This window comes from Bradyrhizobium sp. Ghvi (assembly GCF_900115265.1).
In the GTDB taxonomy this organism is placed as follows: domain Bacteria; phylum Pseudomonadota; class Alphaproteobacteria; order Rhizobiales; family Xanthobacteraceae; genus Bradyrhizobium.
The window spans coordinates 669,435-686,182 of record NZ_FOVU01000005.1 but is presented as its reverse complement, the minus strand read 5'-3'; the positions used below and the strand labels follow the sequence as shown (position 1 = coordinate 686,182).

Sequence of the window (16,748 nt, the reverse complement as noted above, 5' to 3'; positions counted from 1 at the left end):
GGATCACTCCGCCGGCTGCAGGCGCTGCTTGGCCCGCGCCGGCTTCGGGGCGCCGACGCGCAGGCGCCGGTCCGACAACGACAGCATGCCGCCGAACGCCATCAGCACTGGTCCCCACCAGATCAGCAGCACGAAGGGCTTGTGATAGATGCGCACGGCGATCGCGCCTTCGGCGGTGACATCACCGAGCGAGATATAGAGCTGGCTCGCGCCACGGGTCAAAAGCGCAGCTTCCGTGGTGGACGCTCCGCGTGTGGTGAAGCTGCGCTTCGACGGCGTCATGACGCTAAGCGCTTCGCCACCCCGGCTGACATTGAACTGTGCGACCATCTCGCGGTAGTTCGGCCCCTGGCGCTCGAGCAGACCATCGAGCTTCAGATCATATCCAGCGACCTGTGCAACGTCGTTCGGCTTCATGGTCGCGATATATTCGCTGTTCCAGGTGGTCTCGCAGACGATCCCGATCAGCGCGATTCCGAGACCGGCATGGGCAAACGCCGTGCCCCAGGCCGAACGCGGCAGGCCACGGGCCCGGTGCAGCGCCGTTGCGAACGGCAGGCGAAACAGGCCGGTTCGTTCAACTATATCAGTCACGACTCCCGCGATGACGAAGACGCCAAGCCCGATCGCCAACGGCGCCAGCGCGCTGCCGCCCCGTGTCCAGGCCCAGACGATGGCGACCACGACGAGGCCTGCGACGCCGGCGGCAAGCAGGCGCTGAGTGACACCGAGCAGATCGCCCCGCTTCCACGCCAGCATAGGCCCGAACGGCACGGCGAGCAGCAGCAGCGCGAACAGCGGAACGAAAGTGAGATTGTAGAAGGGAGCGCCGACCGACATCTTGAAGTCGGCGAGCACTTCCATCGCCAGCGGATAGAGCGTTCCGAACAGCACGACGGCACAGGCCACCGTGAGCAGCAGGTTGTTCAGCACCAGTGCGCCCTCGCGCGAGATCGGCGCGAACAGGCCCCCTTGCTTGAGCGAGGTCGCACGCCCCGCGAACAGCGACAGGCTGCCGCCGATGAACAGGCAGAGGATCAAGAGGATGAACACGCCCCTGGTCGGATCATTGGCGAAAGCGTGCACGGAGGTGATGACGCCCGAGCGCACCAGGAAGGTGCCGAGCAGCGACAGCGAGAAGGTCAGGATCGACAGAAGAATGGTCCATACCTTCAGCGCGTTGCGCTTCTCCATCACCAGCGCCGAATGCAACAGCGCAGTGCCCGCAAGCCACGGCATCAGCGAGGCATTCTCGACCGGATCCCAGAACCACCAGCCGCCCCAGCCAAGCTCGTAATAGGCCCAGTAGGAGCCCATCGCGATGCCCAGCGTCAGGAAGATCCAGGCGACCAGCGTCCACGGCCGCACCCAGCGCGCCCAGGCCGCGTCGATCCGTCCCTCGATCAGCGCCGCGATCGCGAAGGAGAACGAGATCGAGAAGCCGACATAGCCGAGATAGAGCATCGGCGGATGCACGGCGAGGCCGATGTCCTGGAGCACCGGATTGAGATCGCGCCCCTCGATCGGCGGATTGGCGATACGCAGGAAGGGATTCGAGGTGATCAGGATGAAGAGATAGAAGGCACTTGCGATCCAGGCCTGCACGCTCAGCACATGCGCACGCAGCGACAGCGGCAGATTGTTGCCAAAGGCCGCGACGAGGCCGCCGAACAGCGCCAGGATCGACACCCACAGCAGCATCGAGCCTTCATGGTTTCCCCACACGCCGGTGATCTTGTAGATCAGCGGCTTCATGGAGTGGGAGTTCTCGTAGACATTGGCGACCGAGAAATCCGAGTTCACGTGTAGCGTCACGAGCGCAATGAAAGATGCGCCGACGAACAGGAGCTGCGCCAGCGCGGTGGAGCGCGCCACGTTCATCAGCGCGGGATCGCGCAAGCGCGCGCCGATGACAGGCACGAAGGACTGGATCAGCGCCAGCGCGAGCGCCAGCACCAGCGCGTAATGTCCGGCTTCCGCGATCACCGCACCGCTCCCTGCGAATTGCCTTGCGCCGTCGTCGCCGGCTTTGCATCGCCGGAAGGCTTGGCGCCACCAGACGCTTTGTCAGAAGCTTGGGCGCCGTAATCGTCTTTCCAATGCCCCTGCTTCTTCAGGGCGTCGGCGACGTCCTTGGGCATGTAGGTCTCGTCGTGCTTGGCAAGCACCGTGTCGGCCTTGAACACGCCGTTGGCATCGAGCGCACCTTCGGCGACGACGCCCTGCCCTTCGCGGAATAGGTCGGGCAGGATGCCCTTGTACGCGACGGGCAGCTTCGCACTGCCATCGGCAACTTCAAACGTCACGGCGAGATTGTCGCCGCGCTGGAGCGAGCCCGGTTGCACCAGGCCGCCAAGGCGAAAGCGCTTGCCGGGCTGAACGTGCTTTTCGGCCACCATGGTGGGGGTGGAGAAGAACACGATCGAGTCGCGCAAGGCATTGAGCACCAGCGCGGCCGCGAGCGCGAGAACGGCGAGCGAGCCGCCGATGATGGTCATCCGTCGCTGCTTGCGCGTCATGGCGTATCCGTTCTCCGCTCGGCCCGTTCTGCGACTTGTCATCCGTCGAGCCCGAGAGTCTTGAGGCCTTCGTTGAGCTGGCGCAGCCGCTCGGCGTTGTTCGCGACCGCCTGGCGAGCATCGGTCGAGGCGCCAAGCGCCTTGTCGCGATCGCCCATCACCAGATAGGCACGCACCAGACGCAGCCAACCATCGACATCGTCGCCGTTCTGCTTCAGCCGCGTGGCGAGACGTTCGACCATGCCGCGGATCATCGCGTTGCGATCGCCGTCGTTCATTTCCTTGGAGGCCGCGATCGTCTCGTCCGAGAGGGCCGGCATCGTGCCGCCACCGCCAACCCGGGCGAGCGAGGTCTGCACCAGCGGTCGCCACGGCGCGTCCGCCGGAGCCTTCGCCAGCAGCGCACGCCAGATGTTGGCCGCCTCATCCTTGCGGCCGTCCTGCTCGGCGGCGAGCCCGAGGAAATAGTTCGCCTTGGGGTCGTCGGCGTTGAGCGCGTGCGCACGTTCAAACTCGGCCTTGGCGTCCGCCGTCACCACGCCGCCGGCAGCGGCCGCGATGACCTCTCCAAGGTCGGAGCGGCGCTCCGCGCTCTCGCCGTTGTAGGTGATCGAATTGCGGTAGGCGCGCACAGCCTCGTCGAAGCGGCCGAGCCGCTCCAGCACCGGTGCAAGCACGTTCCAGCCGCGGCCATCGGTCGGATTTTTCTCCAGGTGCTGCTGAACCTGCGCGACGAGGTTCTCGAGCGACTGCGCCATGCCGGGACGGGCCGGCTCGCGTTGCGCCAGCGGAAAGTCGTGAAGCGCGGGCGAGCCGAGTGGAACATAGATCGCAGCCGCGACCAGCGGCAGGCCCACCAAGGCCAGCACGGCCGCCCCGCGGCGCCATTTGAGATTGGATGTCGGCGCAAGGGCGGACTCGCTGCTATCAGCGGCGAGCAGTCTGCGGCTGATCTCGACGCGCGCCGCCTCGGCTTCAGGTCGCGCGATCAGGCCTGCCGCGAGATCATGCTCGATCTCGGCGAGCTGATCCTTGTAGACCGTGACCTCGCTGCCTTGATTTTGGTCGCGCCCGCCACGGCCGAGCGGCCAGAGCACGGCGAATATCGCCGCGACCGTCATCAGCGCGAACACGAACCATAGCGTCATCTGGCAAGCTTCCGGCAGCGCGTAAACCGCGCCCATAGGTGCCTTTACACCACGGCCGGACGATGCGGCAATTGACAATTGTCAAATTGGCGCGAGCGCGCACAATCCCGAAACGGTGAAAATCCAACGACTTAGCTGATCTCGAAGTCTACGCTCTGCGCGGCGTCCTCGCCGTGCCCATTGAGGGCCCTCAAGAAGTATGTTCCAGGCTCGATCACATCGGGCAATCGAATGCGCAGCGCCCCGACCGGAACGGGTGATGCGACCCTGGTGACGGTCTCAGACAATTGCCGACCGCTTGCCTTATCAACCAGCACCACCTTCGCACCGACCATCAGCCTTCGATACTTGGCAACAATGACGCGGTTTTCGATTTCAATGGAGCTGATAACGGGTTTCATGCGCCCACAAATAGAAATTCCAAAAATTGCACGGCGACCGTAGAGCCCACGACCGGCACGGTCAACTATAAATTGTGATTCAAAAAAATGCGCTCGGATCAGCTCGCGCGTGTCGATTTGCGCTCGCCGGTCACCGCGTTCTCGGCAGCGCGGCTCATCAGCGATGCATAATCGTCCCCGAATAGCACCTGGCAGAAGCGGATCGCGGCCTGCACCTGCTGTTGCCGGTAGGTGCGAACCTTATGATCGGCGGCCCGCAGCGACTGCACCAGCTGCTCGGTTGATCGTTCGACATATTGCTGCAGGTCGGAATAGGTGCGCAGCGTCACCTCGTTGATCGCGAGCTCGCTGGCGTAATTGCGGCAGGTTGCGACGAAGTCGATCAGCGCGACCGTTTCCTCGACCTCGGTGCTGTCGATCCGCGCTCCCGGCGGAATATCCTTCTCCGGACGCTGACGCAGGATGCGGCGGACGCGGCCGGGAACACTGTCGATCTCCGATTGCAGCGCGTTGGAGATGTCGGCCCGGATCGAGGTCAGTTGCTTGCCCCAGGCGGAATCGTTGCGCAGGTCAAGTTCCGTGCGCAGGCCGCGGACACCGTCGTGCAGCGCCTTGAGATTGTCGGCGACATTTTCGAAATGGCCGCGCTTGATGTCCATGCGCAAAATGGCCGCAACGCGGGAGAGATCGTGCAGCGCTATCGTGACGGCGACGCCATAAGGCGTCGCCGCGACGCGGATCTCGTCGTCGGACGCTGCGATCTTGATGGCGAGGCGAATGATCTGCCACGGCGCGGTCATGCGCTGGACCACCACCGACAGTGCGAATGGCAGCATCTGCGGGGTCTGGAGCACGGGAATATTGAGCGCTGATGTCACCGAGGCGATCTGGGGATCGCCGAACGCGCGCAGGAAGCGCGGCAGCTTTTCATTGAGCGTGCCGAGGGCCTCGCGGACGGCGAGCACCGCGCCGATCGAATAGAGGTCCTCGATCACGTTGGGCGGACCGACGCGGGCGAGCGCGCGCGACTTATCGCCGCCGCCGGGCCCGGTCAGTTGGAAAATGGCGTCCGCGGCTACGGCCTGGAGCTTTTGCGCGAGCGCCTCCACCTGGCCCGCGCTGTCTGAAGCCGGCATGCGCGCCAGCGCCGCCTCGAATTCAGTGACCTTGTCCGGAGCACCATCACGGCCGAGCCATTGCCAGATCGGATGCAGCGAAGAGCGACGGATCTGGCCGACCCGGAGCGGGGCGCCCGCCTCGACCAGGAATGGTTCCACGACCTGGAACAGCAACCGCGACAGGTCGTCGGTGCGTGGCGGCGGTGCGTCGTCCGTCTCGCTCTTGCGTACGATCTTGCGCAGCTGCTCGAGTACGAGGGTCGCCACAGCGGTGTCCTGACCGCGCTCGAGCGCGCGCTCGAACTCCCGCATCAGCAGCGCCTGCGCCTGCGGCGGAAGCTGTGCGAGATATTCCCTCAGCCGCTCGATCGATGTCTGGCTCATGCGCCCGGGTGATGCACGGTAAAATGGCGGACGTGGGATCCGTCCTCTCCGATCATAGGTGAGGGTGCCTTAAGAACCAGTTGAGGACGTTGCTCCGAATCCCTCCGGTTTCACACGGGAACCAAAATAATCGTTTGAGATCAGAGGATTATATTCCCGGCAGCACCAGCTCGGCCCGCAGCCCCCCGATCGGCGCCCGGCCAAGCGAGAGGCTGCCGCCGTAGAGAGCGGCGAGGTCAGTCACGATCGACAGGCCAAGGCCCGAGCCCGGCTTGGACTCGTCGAGCCGCTGGCCGCGCCGGGAAACCTGGCCGCGCTCGGCCTCCGAGAGGCCGCGCCCATCATCATCGACGATCAGCCGCAGCCGGGGGCCCGCGCCTGCCTGCTGCGGGGCCTCTATCAAAACCTCGATGAAGACGCGCGAAGCGGCCCATTTGCAGGCGTTGTCGACGAGGTTGCCGACCATCTCCTCCAGATCCTGCCGCTCCCCCCGGAATTTCGCCGACGGATCGGCCTTGGCTTCGACGGCGATGCCGCGGCCGCGGTGGATCTTCTCCATGGTCCGCCGCAGCGCTTCGATGGTAGGCGCAACCTCTGTCACGGTGCCGACGATCGAGACCCTTGCCGCAATGCGGGCGCGTTCCAGGTGATGGGCGAGTTGGTTCCGCATCACGTCCGCTTGCTCCATCACCTTGGCCGCAAACGGGTCGGCCGTGTGCGAACCGGCCTCATTCACGATCACCGACAGCGGCGTCTTGATCGCATGAGCGAGATTGCCGACATGGGTGCGCGCGCGCTCGACGATCTCCCTGTTGGCATCGATCAGTGCGTTGGTCTCACGGGCCAGCGGCGCGATTTCGACGGGAAACTCGCCCTCGAGGCGCTCCGCCCGCCCGGAGCGGATATCGGCGATGGATTCCGAGATGCGCTTGAGAGGCGCGAGACCGAAGCGAACCTGGAACACGGTCGTCAGCAACAGCACGATGCCGAGCGCCGTAAAGGTGCCGCCGAGATAGTAGTCGAAGCTACGGGTCTCATCGAAAATCTCGGTGGAATCGCCGGCGACGCTGACCAGGTATTTGCCGTCGGCGCCGAGATCGACGGGACGCTCGACCATGCGGAGGTTCTGTCCTTCCGGCCCGTCGACGTAAGCCAGGCGAATGCCGGCGGCGGTGAGCTCGGCGCCCTGGTCTTCCAGTTTCGGCAGCTTCTTGTCCCAGAGCGAGCGCGAGGAGCGCACCTCCGGCTTCTCGGTATCGGTGCGCGTAATCTGCCAATACCAGCCGGACAGCGGCAGCTCGAACAGGGGCTCACCGAGCGACTGAAACTGGCGGTCCGGCGGCTCGTCGGGGGTGGCCACCTCGGCGATCAGGGTGCGGAGATAGAGATTGAGCCGGCGGTCGAAGGCGCGCTCGGTGGCGTTCTTGTAGACCGACGACAACACCACGCCGGTGATGGCCAGGATCACCACGAGCCAGGCGGTCGCCGACAGGAACAGGCGGTTCGCAAGCGAGCTGGCGGGCATCGGAATGATCCCGGGGGCGCGAGGGGGCGGCATGGCATCGGCAGTCATGACCGGACCAAGGCCCGTGTCGGGCCGCCCGTCAAGCCAAGATCCTTACCAAGATCCTTACCAAGATCCTTGAAGGGTTCCTCAGGCGCCGGAGGCCGGCGGGGTCAGGAGATAGCCGAGGCCGCGGACGGTCTGGATGATGTCGACGTCGAGCTTCTTGCGGATGCGCCCGACGAACACTTCGATCGTGTTGGAGTCGCGGTCGAAGTCCTGGTCGTAGAGGTGCTCGACCAGCTCAGTGCGCGACACCACGCGTCCGGCGTGGTGCATGAGGTAGGCCAGAAGCCGATACTCATGCGAGGTCATCTTGACGGGATTGCCGGAGACGCTGACCCGGCCGGTGCGGGTGTCGAGCGTAACAGGGCCACAGCTGAGTTCGCTCTGGGCATGGCCGGTCGAGCGACGCAGCAGCGCGCGGATGCGCGCCAGCACCTCCTCCAAATGGAACGGCTTGGGCACGTAGTCGTCGGCGCCAGCATCAAAACCCTGGACCTTGTCACTCCAGCGATCGCGCGCGGTGAGGATCAGCACCGGCATAGTGCGGCCGTTGCGGCGCCAAGCCTCCAGCACCGAGATGCCGTCCTTCTTGGGCAGGCCGATATCGAGCACCACGGCGTCGTAGGGCTCGTTGTCGCCGAGATAATGCCCCTCCTCTCCGTCGAAGGCCCGGTCGACGACATAGCCGGCGTCCGTCAGCGCCTTGGTGAGCTGGCGATTGAGATCGGGGTCGTCCTCAACAACGAGCAGGCGCACGCTTCTCTCCAGAAATAGGCTGCATGAACACCATGCCAGATGAGCAATTCCGGCGTGAACTGAATATGAACGCCGGGAACCGGCCGCGTTACTTTTTGGTCATATACGCTGAGTTCGCAGCTGACGCGACTGCGCCCACCACACCACCGGGCAGGCCGGCGGCATGATGGGCGCAATGTGCCGCGCTATGCGGCGAAGAGGAAGGTCCGCCCTTCCCGTCAGTTTGACCGTCAGGTTCGGAAGAACACGAACCAGATGACGGCGAGAATCAGGATCGCTAGCCCGGTCGAAATGGCGAGCAGCGCGGCCACCGACGGCCCAGGTTCGCCCTGGCGCGCCTCGGTCGCAGTTTCGACGATCTGACGGTCCTCGCGCGTGGTTGCCATGATGACCTCAATCTCTGGATGTCGTCTCCGATGGCCGCGACCTCCTCGCGGCCTCGTGTCCTGAGCCAACGCCCGATCCAATTTGATGTTCCGCCTTGGCCCTGGGATCGGGGGTCAACTCGCACGGTCAGCGACCGGTTAACACAGTTGCAAGATTCAGCACCCCGACTTGCTATGATTCGGTGTTCCCCGATGGTATCCTTATCAGGCTGTCCCTGTTGCGTTTGGAGTAACCCATGGCCCCCCGTGCCAATTGGAAGGGTTTTTTGCGCCTCTCGCTCGTGACCTGTCCGGTCGCGTTGTATCCCGCCACATCGGATACCGAGAAGGTCTCGTTCAACCAGATCAACCGCAAGACCGGCCACCGGATCAAGTACCTCAAGGTCGACGCCGAGACTGGTGACGAGGTCACCTCCGAAGACATCGTCAAGGGCTACAAGGTCGACACCGACACGTACATCGAGGTCACCAAGGACGAGCTCGACGACATCGCACTCGACTCCACCCACACGATCGACATCGACGAGTTCGTGCCGAAGGCCGACATCGACAACCGCTATCTGATCCGCCCCTATTATCTCGTGCCCGACGGCAAGGTCGGCCACGATGCCTATGCGGTGATCCGCGAGACCATCCGCAGCATGGACAAGGTCGCGATCGGCCGCGTGGTGCTGACCAACCGCGAGCACATCATCGCGCTGGAGCCGCTCGAGAGCGGACTGATGGGCACGCTGCTGCGCTACCCCTACGAGGTGCGCAGCGAACAGGAATATTTCGACGACATCCAGGACGTGAAGCTGACGAAGGACATGCTCGACCTTGCCAAGCATATCGTCGAGAAGAAGTCCGGCGCCTTCGAGCCCGAGCTGTTCGAGGATCATTACGAAACCGCGCTGATCGATCTCATCAACAAGAAGCGCGCGGGCACGCCGATCGCAGCCAGGTCCACGCCGAAGACCGGCGGCAACGTCATCAATCTGATGGACGCGCTGAAGAAGAGTCTCGCGAGCGAGAAAGATGCAGCTCCTGCGGCGAAGGTCGCCAAAGAGTCCGGCAAGGAAACCGCAAAGGCCAAGAAGTCCAAGAAGCGCGTCGAGGGCCAGCGCGAGATGTTGCTGCCGATCTCCGGCAAGGGCGGCAAGGAAGCTGCGGCCAAGGAAGCCGCCCCCAGGAAGGCCGACAAGCCTGTGCGCGCGACGACACGAACGAAAAAGGCCGGCTGACGGCATCTCATCACCGATCGCGCCGTGACGTCTCTCCTCACCGATCGGGCGGCCTGACATGCCCTGGTCGACGCCGTTCGACGACCCGATCGGCTTGCGCGGCGGACGCAAGCTGCGCACGTTGCAGGAGGCCGCCGACTTCATCATGCGGCTGCCCGAGGCCGAGCAGCAGGAGCCGCACTGGCAGATCGCGATCGAGATGCTGATCAATGCAGCGGAGACCGGCGGCGGCTGGCTGATGTTCGCCCGCATTGGCATGCTGCGCGCGTTGAGCGCGGATGCCCGGGCTCGGTGAGCTGCGATCGGCATGCTTGCCGACCGGTTGACGAACAGCATCAACAATCCCTTAAGCGGCCCAGTCAGTTTCACCACCACGGGTTGAGAGCGGCCCGCTTCCATTCATTTGATTGGATAATGAAACCTTCGCTTAACGGCTGTTACCTTAAGAGACATCAGGCCAGCTCGGCCAATCCTGCCCTTATTATTGCGCGCAAGAGCCTCGTCGATCACTTTACCATTTTAATAACACCGCACGCCTACACTGGACCGAATGAAAAGGAGTTGGCGATGAATTTGCTCAGGTCTTTTCTTGCCGATGAGAGTGCCGCCACCGCGATCGAGTATGGCCTGATCGCCGCCGGTATCGCGCTCGCGATCGTGACCGTCGTGACCAACACGGGCAGCGCCCTCCTCAGCAACAAGTTCAACTCGATCAGCGCGGCCACGAAGTAATTCCGCTCATCTTTGCGAGGACGGGGCCGTCCGATCTCGCACACCATGATCTGAGTCAAGCCTGTCGAACCGGCGGCAGCTAAGCATGACGGACCGAGCTTCCTGCGGTCCGCGCCATGCATCCAGATCTCTCTCGCTCCCAGCTCAAGATACGCCGCGTTCATCTCGATACCGGCCGCGAGAACGTCATCGTCATCTCCAGGCGCTCGAAGGCGTTGCGTGCGGACATCTTTCGCGGCTTCAGCCGGGTTGAATTGCGTCTCGACGACAAGTCGATGCTCGCAACGCTGCTGATCACCGATGATAACGCTTTGGCGGCCCAGGACGAGATAGGCCTTTCCGAGCCCGCATTTCACCGCTTCGCCAAACCGGTCGGCACCCTGGTCACGGTCGCACCGGCCGCGCCTCCCGAAAGCCTCGAAGCGGTGCGCGCCAAGATTCGCGGCCGAACGCTCGACAAGACCGAGATCGGGGCGATCATCAACGACCTCGCGCATTTTCGTTATTCCGACATGGAGATCGCCGCATTCCTGATCGGCTCGGCGAGCTTCATCACCAGTGATGAGCTGCTGGCGCTCACGGGTGCCATGGCGCAGGCCGGCACGCAGCTGGTGTGGCCGGACCCGATCGTGGTCGACAAGCACTGTATCGGCGGCATTCCCGGCAATCGAACCTCGATGGTCGTGGTGCCGATCGTCGCCGCTCACGGCCTGCCGATTCCGAAGACCTCCTCGCGCGCCATCACCTCTCCGGCCGGAACCGCCGACACGATGGAGGTGCTGGCGCGGGTGAATGTCGGCGTGGAGGAGATGAAATCGATCGTCTCGTCCTGCAACGGATGCCTGATCTGGGGCGGGCACGTGAACCTGTCGCCGGCCGACGATGTGCTGATCTCGGTCGAACGTCCGCTCAGCCTGGACACCCGCGAGCAGATGGTCGCCTCCATCATGTCCAAGAAGATCGCCGCAGGATCGACCCACCTGTTGATCGACATTCCGGTCGGGCCGACCGCGAAAGTCACCACCGCCACCGAGGCGATGCGCTTGCGAAAGCTGTTCGAGTTCGTCGGCGATCGCTTCGGCCGCACGGTCGAGGTGATCACGACTGACGGCCGTCAGCCGATCGGCAACGGCATCGGACCGGTGCTCGAGGCCAACGACGTGATGGCGGTGCTCGGCAACGATAAGGATGCGCCGCGCGACCTGCGCGAGAAGTCACTGCGGCTCGCCGCTAACTTGCTGGAATATGATCCGAAGCTGCGCGGCGGCGCCGGTTATGCACGCGCGCACGAGCTGCTCGAGAGCGGAGCCGCCCTGAAACAGATGCAGAAGATCATCGACGCCCAGGGGCCGTCGAAATGCAGCACCGAGCTCGGACCCAGCAGCTTCGACGTCAAGGCAGAACATGACGGCGTGGTATCCGCGATCGACTGCCTGCGCCTCAACCGCCTCGCCCGCACTGCCGGCGCGCCGCTCGACAAGGGAGCCGGGATCCGCCTCTTCAAGAAGATTGGCGACCGCGTCGAGCAAGGCGAACCACTCTATCGGGTCTACACGTTCGACGGGCCCGAGCATGATCTTGCCGCGTCTGCCGCCCTGCAGGAGACCGGTTACGTCCTCAACGGCCATGACGCTCTCCAGGTCAGGACGCCGTCGTGAGAACGATCGCACTTCAAACCCTGCCTTCGGCGACCGGCGCGGCGAAACGGCTGGCGGCCCGACTTGAACTTGGCTGCGACGAGATCGCCCTGCACCGCTTTCCGGATGGCGAGCTGCGCGTCACGATCGCCCCTGCGGCAAAGACGACCATCCTCTATGCGCCGCTCGATCAACCCAACGACAAGCTGCACATTCCCTGGAGACGACAAGATGAGCATCACCGTTCGCTTCTGCGGGGCCGCCCGCACCGTGACCGGCTCCAGCTATCTGTTCCAGACCGCCGCTGGCGCCTTCCTGGTCGATTGCGGCCTATTCCAGGGGCCGAAAACGCTCAAGGAGCTCAATTATGGCGCCTTCCCTTTTCGCCCCGCTAATGTCCGAGCGGTCCTGCTCACGCACGCCCATATCGATCACAGCGGCTTGCTGCCAAAGCTCGTGCGCGAAGGATTTGCCGGACCGATCCTGGCAACGCGAGGCACCATCGACCTCTGCTCCTACATGCTGCCGGACGCCGGCAGCATCCAGGAGTCCGAAGTCGCGCAGCTCAACCGGCGCAACAAGGCCCGCGGCCACAAGGAAGTGCAGCCGATATACACGCAGGCCGACGCGGTCGCATCGCTGCAATCGTTTCGCGCGGTCGATTATGAACACTGGACCGACGTGATCCCGGGTATCCGCGCGCGCTATTGGAACGCCGGCCATTTGCTCGGCTCCGCCTCGATCGAGCTCGAGATCGCCGAACAAGGTTCGCAGCGTCCGCTGCGCGTGTTGCTCTCCGGCGATGTCGGCCCGGAGGCAAAGCTGCTCCAGCCCGATCCCGAAGCGCCAAGCGGGCTCGACTATGTGATCTGCGAATCCACCTATGGCGACCGCCAGCGCGCCGCCACGACGCCTGCGGTCCGCAGGCAGCACCTCGCTACCGAGGTGCGCGAGGCGGCGAAGGCCGGGGGCGCGCTGCTGATGCCCGCCTTTGCGGTCGAACGCACGCAGGAGCTGATCGTCGATCTCGTTGAGCTGATGGAGCACGGCGAGATTCCGAGCGCGCCGATCTTCCTCGACTCGCCGCTGGCGATCCGCGCCACCGAGGTGTTCCGGCGGCACGCCGCGAGCCTCGACCCGACCGTCGACGCCGAGCGTCTGCTCAACTCGCCGCATCTCAAATTCACCGAGACCGCCGATGAGAGCAAGGCGATCATGCGACTCAGCGGCTTCCACATCATCATTGCGGCCAGCGGCATGTGCGATGCCGGCCGCATCCGCCATCATCTGAAGCGCTGGCTCTGGAACGAGCGCGCGACGGTGCTTCTCGCCGGCTTCCAGTCCAACGGCACGCTCGGCCGCTTCCTGCAGAACGGCGCCAAGGCCGTGCGGATCCAGGGTGAGGAAATCCGGGTGGCGGCACGGATTCGCATGATCGACGAATATTCCGGCCACGCCGACGGCGCCGGCATGGCGAGCTGGATCGCGGCACGCCGTCCCATCGCCCGCGGGCTGTTCCTGGTCCACGGCGAAGAAGGCGCCATCTCTGGCTTGGCCGAACGCGTCGCCGAACGCATCATCCCCGCGGCCAAGGTCTACCAGCCAAGGCTGGACGACATCTATGAGCTCGCCGCTGCCGAGCCGCGCATGATGGATGCCGATCATCGCCGGCGCCTCGCGCCGGAGGCCGTGACCCATCTCGACTGGCACAACGAGATGTCGGAGCTGATGCTCGACATCAACGACAGGGTTGGCGCCGCCGCCGACGACCGCGCCCGCGGCGTGATCATCCGAAGACTGCGGCGGGCGTTGCTGGAGAACGGATAGAGCGACACTCGACTCAACGCCGTCGGAGCCATCATCGCGGCGTCCTGGGTTCCCTTGACCCAGGTCAATCCGGAACCTCTCCTGCCCGATATATCTTTGCAGGTTTTCGATGGGCCGGCCAATGCGACGCAATTTCACGCTACCCGAGCTTGAGCAAGAGCTGTTCAATCTGCATGAAGGCGCGGTCCACCGCATGCTGCGATGCGATTACGAGCGGCTGTTTGGCGAGAATGATGCAGCTCTGGGGCGCTTGCGTAATTTCGCAAAAAGCCACGACTGTGTGGCTAACTTCGCCGAGGACGCCATCTTGTTTCGCAGGCGCCTCCAGGCTGACCGGACCGCCACTCCAACCGGATAATCGTTTGATTTTCGTTGTCGCGCTCCAATTGTTGCAGGCAGGATGTCCGCCTGCTCGCGGAAGCAGTCGCATGAATCCCTTCGTTACACGTGACTCAAGCCCCCCCAGAGGCCCGTACGCGACGACGTAGTGGAAATTTCGACAGCTCCAGCAACACCAGGGAAATCAACGCGGCCACCGCCGTAACGGCGAGGTCGTCCGGATGTAGGGGGCCAAAGCGAAACAGGTCCGCCGCGGCCGGCCACACCAGGCTGAGGGCAAGCACTGACGTCACGAACACGACGATGATGACGAGCGTGCGGTTCGGCCGGGTAAAGGCTTCGACAAGCGACGTCGAGAACGAGCGGTTGACGAAGATCAGGCTCACGATCACCAGCACCAGCGAGAAGAACGTCAGCGCGCGCACCTCGCTCGCCGGCATGCCGTATCGGTTTGCCGTCACCATCACGCCACCGGTCAGGACCAGCGCCAGGCCGCCCTGCAGCGCCGACCAGACCAGCAGCGACCTTGGCAGCAACGGCTCGTCCGGTGCACGCGGCGGCCGCAGCATCACGTCGCTCTCCTCGGTCTCGGCCTCGAAAACCAACGAGCAGACGGGATCGATGATCATCTCGAGAAACGCGATGTGAACCGGGCCGAACAACAATGGCATCCCTGTGACCAGTGGCAACAGTGCAAGTCCGGCGATCGGAACGTGGACCGCGAGGATGAAGCTCATCGCCTTGCGCAGATTGTCGTAGATCCGGCGGCCGAGCCGGATCGCCTTCACGATCGAGCCAAAATCGTCGTCGAGCAGGACGATCGAGGACGCTTCGCGCGCCACGTCGGTACCTCGACCGCCCATGGCGATGCCGATATGGGCGGCCTTCAGCGAAGGTGAATCGTTGACGCCGTCGCCTGTCATGGCGACGATCTCGCCCACGCCCTTGAGCGCATTGACAATGCGCAGTTTCTGGGCCGGCGCTATTCGGGCGAAGACGACTCGCCCTCGCGCCGCGCGGGCGAGTTCGGCATCGGTCATGGCTTCGACATCCGTTCCCGTCAGGACGCGTTCGGGGGCGAGGCCCGCCTGCAGCGCGATTGCGGACGCAGTTGCGGGATAGTCGCCCGTGATCATGACCACGTGGATGCCTGCGGAGCAGCATTCGACGATGGCGTCCTTAGCTTCGGGCCGCAACGGATCGGCAAAGCCGATCAGGCCGCAAAAGCGAAAGGGAAAACCGCGTTGCGTTTCGGGACAATTCGGCTCCGCCCAATTCGCCCGTGCCACACCGAGCACACGGAGCCCTTCGCGTGCGAGCGCGTCAACCCGCGCCCGCAATTCGGCCAGCTGGTCCGCACTCATTCCGCAAAGCATGCCGATCGCCTCGGGGGCGCCCTTCGCCGCGACGACGCAATCATCGCCGCTGCCGCGCCACACGTTCGACATGGCTAGGAGGTCGGGACGCAAGCCGTAGCTCTGCACCAGCCGTAACGCGCCGCCAGCATCCGGGCCGAGCGCGTGCAGCGCCTTCTCCATGGGATCGAACGGCTCGCGGGCACAGGCCAGCACGCCGGTTTCGATCAGCGCATTGAACGCGGGCTCCGTGCGGGTTGCGGCGTCCGGCGTATATTGCGTGCCGTCGGGCAGCATTAGGCGCGCGACCGTCATACGGTTTTCCGTCAGCGTGCCGGTCTTGTCCGTGCAGAGCACGGTCGCGGCGCCCAGCGATTCAATCGCCGAGGCGCGCCGCGTCAACACGCGAGCCTGTGAGATGCGCCAGGCGCCCATGGCGAGGAACACAGTGAGCACGACCGGAAACTCCTCCGGAAGCATCGACATGCCCAGCGCGATGCCGGCGAGCACTCCCTGCAGCCAGCCGCCGCGATAGAGTCCGTACAGCAGAACGGTCAACGCGATCACGAAGGCACTGGCGACGGCAAATGTCCCTACCAACCGCGTCGTCTGCTGTTGCAGGCGGGGCGCTTCGGTTGCCAGCGAACGCAGCGACTGCCCGATCTTGCCGATCTCGCTCAATACGCCGGTCGAGGTCACTTCGGCCAGTCCGCTGCCGCGCACCACGAGCGTGCCGGAGAACACGAAGGGCTGATCTTCGCCGCCGGCATGCGGCGCCATCAATTTTTCGTGCGCCGCTCGAGCCTGTTTTCGAACAGGAACCGATTCCCCCGTTAGCAGGGATTCATCCAGCAGGAGATCGACGGATTGAAGGACCACAGCGTCGGCGGCCACGCGATCCCCCTCGGAGAGAATGATCAGGTCGCCCCGAACGACCTCGCGACCGGGAATACGGATGCGTTCGCTGCCACGGATCACGAGCGCACGCGGGCTGGTCAGATCTCGCAGCGAGTCGAGTACGCGCTCGGTGCGCGCCTCCTGCACGATCGTGATGAAGATAGAGATCGACCCGAACGCCAGAAGCAGCAGCGCCTCGCCGAGATCACCCAGAACGAAATAGATCAGCCCGCCCGCCAGCAAGAGCAGCAGCATGGGCTCGCGCAGCACCTCGATGATGAGGCGGAGGATCGTCCGCCGGCCCGTGCGAGGCAGCTCGTTGAAGCCTTCGGCCTGCAGCCGGGCTTGTGCTTCGGATGCGGACAGCCCCTGCATCGCCGTCGATTTCATGAAGATTCCTAAGGGCCCTTGCACGATGAGAGCGCGCTATCTCGTCATCATGCCATGCTGCTACCG

Annotated in this window: 15 protein-coding genes; 5 read left to right on the top strand and 10 right to left on the bottom strand. The window is 64.2% G+C overall.

What is annotated here, in order from left to right:
• Window positions 1-3 precede the first annotated feature (3 nt).
• From BM374_RS22420 to BM374_RS38680, 8 genes are all read right to left on the bottom strand, one after another.
• A complete protein-coding gene (locus BM374_RS22420; RefSeq protein WP_092296565.1) occupies window positions 4-1,986 on the bottom strand; it encodes a heme lyase CcmF/NrfE family subunit in 1,983 nt (660 codons plus the stop codon).
• The gene (gene ccmE, locus BM374_RS22415; protein ID WP_092296561.1) at window positions 1,983-2,519 is read right to left on the bottom strand and encodes a cytochrome c maturation protein CcmE; all 537 of its coding nucleotides are present in this window, start codon (window positions 2,517-2,519) and stop codon (window positions 1,983-1,985) included. Before ccmE ends, BM374_RS22420 begins: the two co-directional genes overlap by 4 nt.
• Before the next feature lie 38 nt (window positions 2,520-2,557).
• Window positions 2,558-3,667, bottom strand: coding sequence for a c-type cytochrome biogenesis protein CcmI (gene ccmI / locus BM374_RS22410; protein WP_092297009.1), 1,110 nt, complete (start codon window positions 3,665-3,667; stop codon window positions 2,558-2,560).
• Window positions 3,668-3,798: 131 nt separating this feature from the next.
• On the bottom strand, window positions 3,799-4,068 hold the full coding sequence (locus BM374_RS22405) for a hypothetical protein (protein ID WP_092296558.1): 270 nt from the start codon (window positions 4,066-4,068) through the stop codon (window positions 3,799-3,801).
• Between the two features lie 98 nt (window positions 4,069-4,166).
• Complete coding sequence (locus tag BM374_RS22400; protein WP_092296554.1) at window positions 4,167-5,570, bottom strand: hypothetical protein; 1,404 nt, start codon at window positions 5,568-5,570, stop codon at window positions 4,167-4,169.
• Window positions 5,571-5,718: 148 nt separating this feature from the next.
• Window positions 5,719-7,095 (bottom strand): ATP-binding protein, encoded by a 1,377-nt coding sequence (locus tag BM374_RS22395; protein ID WP_092296551.1) that lies wholly within the window; start codon window positions 7,093-7,095, stop codon window positions 5,719-5,721.
• 129 nt (window positions 7,096-7,224) lie between these two features.
• Window positions 7,225-7,896, bottom strand: a complete 672-nt coding sequence (locus BM374_RS22390; RefSeq protein ID WP_092296548.1) for a response regulator transcription factor — start codon at window positions 7,894-7,896, stop codon at window positions 7,225-7,227.
• Between the two features lie 230 nt (window positions 7,897-8,126).
• The gene (locus BM374_RS38680) at window positions 8,127-8,282 is read right to left on the bottom strand and encodes a hypothetical protein (RefSeq protein ID WP_177248457.1); all 156 of its coding nucleotides are present in this window, start codon (window positions 8,280-8,282) and stop codon (window positions 8,127-8,129) included.
• A 236-nt stretch (window positions 8,283-8,518) separates the two neighbouring features.
• On the opposite strand from BM374_RS38680, the gene ku reads away from it, so the two are divergent.
• From ku to BM374_RS22360, 5 genes are all read left to right on the top strand, one after another.
• On the top strand, window positions 8,519-9,505 hold the full coding sequence (gene ku / locus BM374_RS22385) for a non-homologous end joining protein Ku (protein WP_092296545.1): 987 nt from the start codon (window positions 8,519-8,521) through the stop codon (window positions 9,503-9,505).
• Between the two features lie 58 nt (window positions 9,506-9,563).
• Window positions 9,564-9,800: a hypothetical protein gene (locus BM374_RS22380; RefSeq protein ID WP_092296542.1), complete on the top strand. Its 237-nt coding sequence runs from the start codon at window positions 9,564-9,566 to the stop codon at window positions 9,798-9,800.
• A gap of 272 nt (window positions 9,801-10,072) precedes the next feature.
• Window positions 10,073-10,237, top strand: coding sequence for a Flp family type IVb pilin (locus BM374_RS22375; protein ID WP_092296539.1), 165 nt, complete (start codon window positions 10,073-10,075; stop codon window positions 10,235-10,237).
• Between the two features lie 116 nt (window positions 10,238-10,353).
• A complete protein-coding gene (locus BM374_RS22370; protein WP_092296536.1) occupies window positions 10,354-11,895 on the top strand; it encodes a thymidine phosphorylase family protein in 1,542 nt (513 codons plus the stop codon).
• 210 nt (window positions 11,896-12,105) lie between these two features.
• Entirely contained in the window at window positions 12,106-13,701 is a 1,596-nt protein-coding gene (locus BM374_RS22360; RefSeq protein ID WP_092296533.1) for an MBL fold metallo-hydrolase, read from the top strand.
• Window positions 13,702-13,840: 139 nt separating this feature from the next.
• Here BM374_RS22360 and BM374_RS37990 read toward each other — a convergent pair whose 3' ends face one another.
• Together BM374_RS37990 and BM374_RS22350 are read right to left on the bottom strand one after the other, a co-directional pair.
• The gene (locus BM374_RS37990) at window positions 13,841-14,131 is read right to left on the bottom strand and encodes a hypothetical protein (protein WP_143270227.1); all 291 of its coding nucleotides are present in this window, start codon (window positions 14,129-14,131) and stop codon (window positions 13,841-13,843) included.
• A 22-nt stretch (window positions 14,132-14,153) separates the two neighbouring features.
• Window positions 14,154-16,682 carry a cation-translocating P-type ATPase gene (locus BM374_RS22350; protein WP_244552662.1) on the bottom strand — a complete coding sequence of 843 codons (2,529 nt, stop codon included), beginning with the start codon at window positions 16,680-16,682 and terminating at the stop codon, window positions 14,154-14,156.
• Between the last annotated feature and the right edge of the window lie 66 nt (window positions 16,683-16,748).

Excerpts from the sequence above, each read along its gene's own strand:
- ccmE (WP_092296561.1), bottom strand. The coding sequence starts at position 2,519 with ATGACGCGCAAGCAGCGACGGATGACCATCATCGGCGGCTCGCTCGCC.
- ccmI (WP_092297009.1), bottom strand. The coding sequence starts at position 3,667 with ATGACGCTATGGTTCGTGTTCGCGCTGATGACGGTCGCGGCGATATTC.
- BM374_RS22405 (WP_092296558.1), bottom strand. The coding sequence starts at position 4,068 with ATGAAACCCGTTATCAGCTCCATTGAAATCGAAAACCGCGTCATTGTT.
- BM374_RS22400 (WP_092296554.1), bottom strand. The coding sequence starts at position 5,570 with ATGAGCCAGACATCGATCGAGCGGCTGAGGGAATATCTCGCACAGCTT.
- BM374_RS22395 (WP_092296551.1), bottom strand. The coding sequence starts at position 7,095 with ATGCCCGCCAGCTCGCTTGCGAACCGCCTGTTCCTGTCGGCGACCGCC.
- BM374_RS38680 (WP_177248457.1), bottom strand. The coding sequence starts at position 8,282 with ATGGCAACCACGCGCGAGGACCGTCAGATCGTCGAAACTGCGACCGAG.
- ku (WP_092296545.1), top strand. The coding sequence starts at position 8,519 with ATGGCCCCCCGTGCCAATTGGAAGGGTTTTTTGCGCCTCTCGCTCGTG.
- BM374_RS22380 (WP_092296542.1), top strand. The coding sequence starts at position 9,564 with ATGCCCTGGTCGACGCCGTTCGACGACCCGATCGGCTTGCGCGGCGGA.
- BM374_RS22375 (WP_092296539.1), top strand. The coding sequence starts at position 10,073 with ATGAATTTGCTCAGGTCTTTTCTTGCCGATGAGAGTGCCGCCACCGCG.
- BM374_RS22370 (WP_092296536.1), top strand. The coding sequence starts at position 10,354 with ATGCATCCAGATCTCTCTCGCTCCCAGCTCAAGATACGCCGCGTTCAT.
- BM374_RS22360 (WP_092296533.1), top strand. The coding sequence starts at position 12,106 with ATGAGCATCACCGTTCGCTTCTGCGGGGCCGCCCGCACCGTGACCGGC.
- BM374_RS37990 (WP_143270227.1), bottom strand. The coding sequence starts at position 14,131 with ATGCGACTGCTTCCGCGAGCAGGCGGACATCCTGCCTGCAACAATTGG.
- BM374_RS22350 (WP_244552662.1), bottom strand. The coding sequence starts at position 16,682 with ATGAAATCGACGGCGATGCAGGGGCTGTCCGCATCCGAAGCACAAGCC.